A 6090-nucleotide genomic window follows, 5' to 3' on the forward strand; every position below is an offset into this window, starting at 1 on the left:
AATAGGTGATCTAATCCTTTATGCTGTCCCTTTGACCTTCATCAGCCGGGATATATAGAGCCTGGCCCATAAATAGCTCAGGAGGCTTCCTGCTATGTTTCCAAACACGATTCCCCACCATATCCCCTCCTGACCCAGCCCCAAGACCATTCCCAGGATGAAGGCTACCATTGTAATGAGAACCACATCTCTGAGGACATTGAGCAAGAGGGAGGTGAGACCTTTGCCCGCCCCCTGGAAGAGGCAGGCGGACATTATTCCCGGGGACATGAATGGGTAGAACAGGCACATCACATGCATGAATGCCACCATTGTTCCGGCAAGGTGAGCGCTCTCGGGAGTATAGGTGAAAAACATGGTTATCTGAGGGGCAAATATGCCGGTGATGAGGGCGGTGACCGTTCCAATGGCGAAGCCAAGCTTTGTGGAATAGTTATGAATAACCGGCAGGTTGCCATATCTTCTGGCGCCGATTGCTGCTCCTGCCACAGAGATCTCTGCTGTGGCAATGGCGATCAGAGGAATGGTGGCCATCATTATCACCCGCCAGCCTGCAGTATAAACGGCTACAGCGTCCGTTCCCGAAACCCGAACCAGCATGCTGTTGATGATGATGGCATCTATGGAGTAAAGGAGGAACTCGACGCTGGCCGGAATCCCCACCTTGAGGATGTCACTCATCACTTTTCTGCTGGGGACAAAGGCATTCCGGGACAGGGAAACGTAGGTGTCCTTCTTGACGATCAGCCAGTAGATCTGTACCATGGCCACGATCAAGAGAGATATGACTGTGCCCCATGCTGCTCCTGCTATCCCCATCCCCGCCCAGTAGATCAGAATGGGATCCAAGACGGCGTTGATCAGCGATCCCGCGCCCATGGCGTACATGGTGCGTTTTGTATCCCCTTCTCCTCTCAGGATGGCATAAGCGATGTTGGTGAAGACCATAAATATGGATCCGGAAAAGACGATATTGCCGTACTCCATGGCCAGACCAAGAGAGGAGCCTGCACCCATTGCGGAAAGGAGAGGCTCCAGGGTTAAGAGGAGGACTGCTGTCAGTATCATTGAGACCAGCAAAACCAGCAGGAGGGCATGCATGGTGGTATTATCCGCCCCTCTTTTGTCCTGTGCCCCTATCCTGCGGGAGATGGAAGAAGAAACCCCTGCCCCCAGGCCGTTGCTCAGGCCAACCACCACCATGAATATGGGGGTCACAAATCCTACTGCAGCCAGGGCATCCGATCCCAGGCCTGCCACCCAGACGGCGTTCACCAGATTGTAGGCGGCAAGGATCAACATGGCGACGATCATAGGGCCGGAGAGCTTCAAGAGGGCCTTTTTCGGCTCTCCGATCAACAGGGAAACCCCTCTGGTAATCTCTTTTTGGGCCTCTTCCCCCCTAGCTTCGATTCCATCGTTCATCCGATCACTGGGGCCCTTTGAATTCACAGCTCTGGAAAGGGAGATGCTGCTTATGGTCTCTTTTCAAGCCACCTTCATCTCCCTCTCCAGCCTGCGGACGGTATCCCGGAGCTGAATGGCCCTCTCGAACTCCAGACGCTCCGCCGCTGCCATCATCTCCGCCTCCAGCTCGATGATCGCATTTGGAATATCCGATTTTGGAATATGCCTGGTGTCGGTGATCTCCACCACCTTTTCCCGGATGGGTTTCTTGATGGTCTGAGGGATGATGCCGTGCTCTTGGTTGTATGCCATCTGCAGAGATCTGCGCCTCTCCGTGGTCTCCATCGCCTTCTTTATGGAGCCGGTCATCCGGTCCGCATAGAGGACCACCCGGGAGTTGGCGTTCCTTGAGGCCCGGCCGATGGTCTGGATCAGGCTCTTCTCATCCCGGAGGAATCCCTCTTTGTCTGCGTCTAAAATTCCTATGAACCCCACCTCGGGGATGTCCAGCCCCTCTCGGAGGAGGTTGATTCCCACCAGGACATCGAATTTGCCCAGCCTCAGCTCACGGATGATCTCCGTCCTCTCCAGAGGCTGAATCTCTGAATGCAGATAGCGGGCCCGAATATCATTCTGGCTCAGATAATCGGTCAACTCCTCTGCCAGCCGTTTGGTGAGGGTGGTAACCAGTGCTCGATCCCCTCTCGAGATCACTCCGGAGATCTCCGTCATCACATCCTTCACCTGCCCGTCGATGGGCCGGACCTCCACCTCCGGATCGAGAAGGCCGGTGGGGCGGATGATCTGCTCCACTGGAGATTTCGAATGCTCGAGCTCATAGTCTCCTGGGGTGGCGGAGACGAATATCACATTTCTCATGAACCGCTCAAACTCCTCAAAATCAAGCGGCCGGTTGTCATAGCTGCTGGGCAGCCGGAAGCCATAATCCACCAGGTTCTTCTTGCGAGACCGGTCGCCTCTGTTCATCGCCCTGAGCTGGGGGAGGGTCTGATGGCTCTCATCGATTATGAGCAAAAAGTCATCGGGAAAATAGTCGATCAAACAGTATGGAGGCTCTCCTGGCTGGCGGCGGTCAAAATGGCGGGAGTAGTTCTCAATTCCCTTGCAGCTTCCGGTCTCTTCTATCATCTCCATATCATGCATTGTTCTCTGCCGGAGCCGGTGGGCCTCGATCATCCCAAGCTCTTGAAGCCTCTCGTTCAGCTCCGCCTTTATGGAGTCGACCGCCGCTTTCAGCTCGTTCTCCGGTATGACATAATGCCTGGCCGGATAGACGAAGAAGTAGCTCATATCCTCGACTCTCTTGCCGGTGATCCTGTCGACCTCAGAGATCCTCTCTACTTTATTTCCAAAGAGCTCAATTCGAATGATGTTGTTGAAGTAGCCGGGGATGATATCGATGGTCTCGCCGTTGACCCGGAAGCGTCCCGGAGAGAGGTCCAGGTCTGAGCGCTCATAGAGGATGTCCACCAGCCTTTCCAGGATATCCTTTCTGGAGATCCTTTCATTCACCTTCAGCTCAAACCCCATGCTCTGGAAGTTCTCGGGATTGCCCAGGCCGTAGATGCATGAAACGGAGGCCACTACTATCACATCCCGGCGGGAGAGAAGCGAGGCGGTGGTGGCCAGCCTCATCTGCTCTATCTTGGGATTGATGAGAGAGTCCTTCTCTATGTACTGATCCTTTGAGGGGATATACGACTCCGGCTGATAGTAGTCATAATAAGAGATGAAATATTCAATCCGGTTATCCGGGAAGAACTCCTTGAACTCATTGTAAAGCTGCTCAGCCAGGGTCTTGTTATGGACGATCACAAGGGTGGGCTTCTGAACCTGTGAAATGACATTGGCTACCGTATAGGTCTTGCCTGAGCCCGTGACCCCGATCAGAGTCTGGAACCTCTCATTCCTTTGCAGGCCCAAAACAAGCTGATCTATGGCCTCCGGCTGGGAGCCGCAGGGAGCAAAGCTAGAGTGGAGGCGGAACTGCTGCTCAACCGGACGGTGCTGGGATAATGAATCTTCTGCCATGCTCATTGGCAGGCATAATCCTTGGTGCTAATAGCTTTTGCCCTGCACAATGGCTAAATAATCCGGAGACAGAGGTCAAGAGGGATGAAATCAGAAATCAAAGAAGAATTAAATCCGGAGAGGGTAAAAAGCGAGCCCCTCTCCGTCCAGGATCTGCATGAGCTCTATGATCCAATAAAAGATCAGATCGAGGAGAGACTGGCAGAGTTTCAGCGCATATGGGAGACGGCCAGCGACGAGGACCTCTTCCGTGAGATGGTGTTCTGCCTTCTCACCCCTCAGTCCAAGGCTAGGATATGCTGGAGGGCGGTGGAGAGGCTGGAGAGAAAGTGCCTTATCGCTTCTGGTGAGCCATGCCAGGTTCAAGAAGAGCTGGTGGGCGTGAGGTTCAACCAGCGGAAGGCGGAGTATGTATGTCTTGCCCGGTCAATGTTCAGCCATCGATCCCTTCGCACCACTCTGGCAGGATTTCCCAGTCATGCCGCTGCCCGGGAGTGGCTGGTGGCGAACGTCCTGGGCCTTGGCTATAAGGAGGCCAGCCATTTCTTGAGGAACATAGGCCTGGGGGAGGATCTGGCTATTCTCGACCGGCATATCCTCAAAAATCTAGCCCTGCTGGGAGTGATAGACAAAGTTCCCGAATCGCCCACCAAGAGGCGTTACATTGAGATCGAGAGGCAAATGACCGCCTTCTCTTCCCAGGCGGGAATTCCGATGGGCCAGCTTGATCTATTGCTCTGGTACAAGGAAGCGGGAGAGATATTCAAGTAATCAAATATCCCTGGACAGTCGCGAGAGCCTGTTTATTATCCATTTGGTCAGGAAACCGGTTAAAAAGCAGATGAACATTATGCTGAAGACCCCATCTCCGATACCGTCATTCAGCGCTATCAGTCCAGAGCTAGATATCAGATAGGCCATATAACCGAAGACCATGCTGATCAGGGGTATGGCCATATACCAGAGCCTCTTGTACCGGGTGGCCAGGCCGTAGCGGCGCAGGTCTTCTGCCACTCCGGTGAGGATCTGAGCTGATGCCCCCAGGCCGGCGAAGAACGAGGACCAGAGAGGGACATCGAGAATCACCGCTTCGGGATACTGATAGATCAGCATGCTGAAAAATAGGATGGCCAGTACGGCAAATACTATAGCATAAAGGCCGTAGAGCTGGAAGAAGTAGGAGATCGTTCTCAGGCTATGGAACCTGGAGCCTCTGATATTGATCTTAGCCTCGTTGACGGCACTTGTGAGCTCATAGTTCGCCCGATCGCAGTAGAGAAATGAGTCGGAGAGGTTCTCCTTGTTGAACTCCTTTAAGGCAAGGACATAGAAGTCATAGGCATCCTTTATGTCTATAGAGCTTCTGTGAGCGGCCTGAAGCGTGCGATCGAGCCTTTTGAGGTCTATCTCCAGCTCAGAGCACGACTGCGGGATGGAGCATGATTTGGAGTTCACACTATAGTAACTCGCTAAATTAATATTTATAGTTTGCGCGGCGCGATCCCTTTTCACATAATTTAAATAATTTTAAATGATTTGAATTTGTGACTGCAAACAAATAGCCCGATTATATTCCGAATAAGCTCTTTAAGAAATTATTATTAAGTATAATATATTTTTCATTAAATATGTTCGTTATTTCGAATGAAAGAGATTTTATTTAGAATATAAATTATATAAAACATTTAGAAGTATCACGTATTATTTTCAACCGACCGTAGCAAACCTCCTGGCATTTCTTATCTGCTGCATTATCTTTCTTTTGAATGAGACTTTGTTCCTTCGACCACCCGAGGGGGTGGCTATTCTCTCAGATATTGTGATCTGATGCAATTCATCGATCATGCTCTCTGCTATGAGGCAGCACTCATCCGTTCCCCGGCCAGATCCATCTCGCCCATCTTTATCCATTTTTGTCATAAGTATTAATTGAACATCTTGCTTAAAAAATTTTTCCTTGAATAGAAGCCGGAAGTGGATGCATAAAAGCAGTGCAGATCATCTCGCCTCCTTTTCTCTCATCATCTCCGGTCATGCTTAATACCACAAAGGACAACAGTATTCCATGCTTGAAGATCAGATCTTCTGCCCAGCCTGCGGCACGGATACCGACCATACCCTGATTAAATCCGGACAGGAGAACCTAGTTCGCTGCGATGACTGCGGAACTGTTCATCCGGTTGAGGTGAAACGGGTGCGTTTGGTCAACCTCAAGGTGATAGTCAATTGGGATGACCGCGCTCTGCCCCATTTTATAACCATCCGGGCAAATGAGTTGCTGAACGTCGGAGATGAGCTTTTGGTGGACGATCCAACAAAGGATGTGGTGATGACCCAGATCACTTCTCTGGAGACGGATCGCCGTGTCAGGAGCGCTCTTGCCGAGACTGTGAAGACCGTCTGGGCAAGGGCTACGGACGAGGTGCCGCTGAGGATAACCGTATTTCGAGGGGGCAAGAGCCATCCCCTTAAGATCACAGTTCCGGGAGATGAGCTTCTGGAGGTGGGCGAGAAAAGGAGGGTGGAGAACTTCCAGTTCATCATAGTCAAGATCAAGCTGCGTGGAGAGGGATTTGCCGACGCAGCTGAGGCCAAAAACATCGTTCGGGTTTGGGGACGGGAGATCTGATT

At 51.8% G+C, this 6090-nt stretch carries 6 protein-coding genes; 2 read left to right on the forward strand and 4 right to left on the reverse strand.

The features are described from left to right. Window positions 1–18: 18 nt before the first annotated feature. Both BP822_RS01515 and uvrB read right to left on the reverse strand, forming a co-directional pair. On the reverse strand, window positions 19–1425 hold the full coding sequence (locus tag BP822_RS01515; RefSeq protein WP_273272018.1) for an MATE family efflux transporter: 1407 nt from the start codon (window positions 1423–1425) through the stop codon (window positions 19–21). Between the two features lie 63 nt (window positions 1426–1488). Beyond that, the gene (gene uvrB / locus BP822_RS01520; protein WP_349681840.1) at window positions 1489–3465 is read right to left on the reverse strand and encodes an excinuclease ABC subunit UvrB; all 1977 of its coding nucleotides are present in this window, start codon (window positions 3463–3465) and stop codon (window positions 1489–1491) included. A gap of 78 nt (window positions 3466–3543) precedes the next feature. Between uvrB and BP822_RS01525 the strand changes: the two genes are divergently transcribed. After that, entirely contained in the window at window positions 3544–4230 is a 687-nt protein-coding gene (locus BP822_RS01525) for an N-glycosylase/DNA lyase (protein ID WP_276619508.1), read from the forward strand. On the opposite strand, the gene BP822_RS01530 is transcribed toward BP822_RS01525, so the two are convergent. Together BP822_RS01530 and BP822_RS01535 are read right to left on the reverse strand one after the other, a co-directional pair. After that, window positions 4231–4914: a hypothetical protein gene (locus tag BP822_RS01530; RefSeq protein WP_276837376.1), complete on the reverse strand. Its 684-nt coding sequence runs from the start codon at window positions 4912–4914 to the stop codon at window positions 4231–4233. 252 nt (window positions 4915–5166) lie between these two features. Then, a complete protein-coding gene (locus BP822_RS01535; protein WP_048132404.1) occupies window positions 5167–5379 on the reverse strand; it encodes a hypothetical protein in 213 nt (70 codons plus the stop codon). 145 nt (window positions 5380–5524) lie between these two features. On the opposite strand from BP822_RS01535, the gene BP822_RS01540 reads away from it, so the two are divergent. Further along, on the forward strand, window positions 5525–6088 hold the full coding sequence (locus tag BP822_RS01540; RefSeq protein WP_013720145.1) for an HVO_0476 family zinc finger protein: 564 nt from the start codon (window positions 5525–5527) through the stop codon (window positions 6086–6088). Window positions 6089–6090 lie beyond the last annotated feature (2 nt).

The sequence above is a fragment of the Methanosaeta sp. UBA458 genome, assembly GCF_002496085.1.
Lineage (GTDB): Archaea > Halobacteriota > Methanosarcinia > Methanotrichales > Methanotrichaceae > Methanothrix > Methanothrix soehngenii.

Coding starts and splice junctions, on each gene's coding strand:
- BP822_RS01535 (WP_048132404.1), bottom strand. CDS start 5,379: ATGACAAAAATGGATAAAGATGGGCGAGATGGATCTGGCCGGGGAACG.
- BP822_RS01540 (WP_013720145.1), top strand. CDS start 5,525: ATGCTTGAAGATCAGATCTTCTGCCCAGCCTGCGGCACGGATACCGAC.
- BP822_RS01515 (WP_273272018.1), bottom strand. CDS start 1,425: ATGAACGATGGAATCGAAGCTAGGGGGGAAGAGGCCCAAAAAGAGATT.
- uvrB (WP_349681840.1), bottom strand. CDS start 3,465: ATGAGCATGGCAGAAGATTCATTATCCCAGCACCGTCCGGTTGAGCAG.
- BP822_RS01525 (WP_276619508.1), top strand. CDS start 3,544: ATGAAATCAGAAATCAAAGAAGAATTAAATCCGGAGAGGGTAAAAAGC.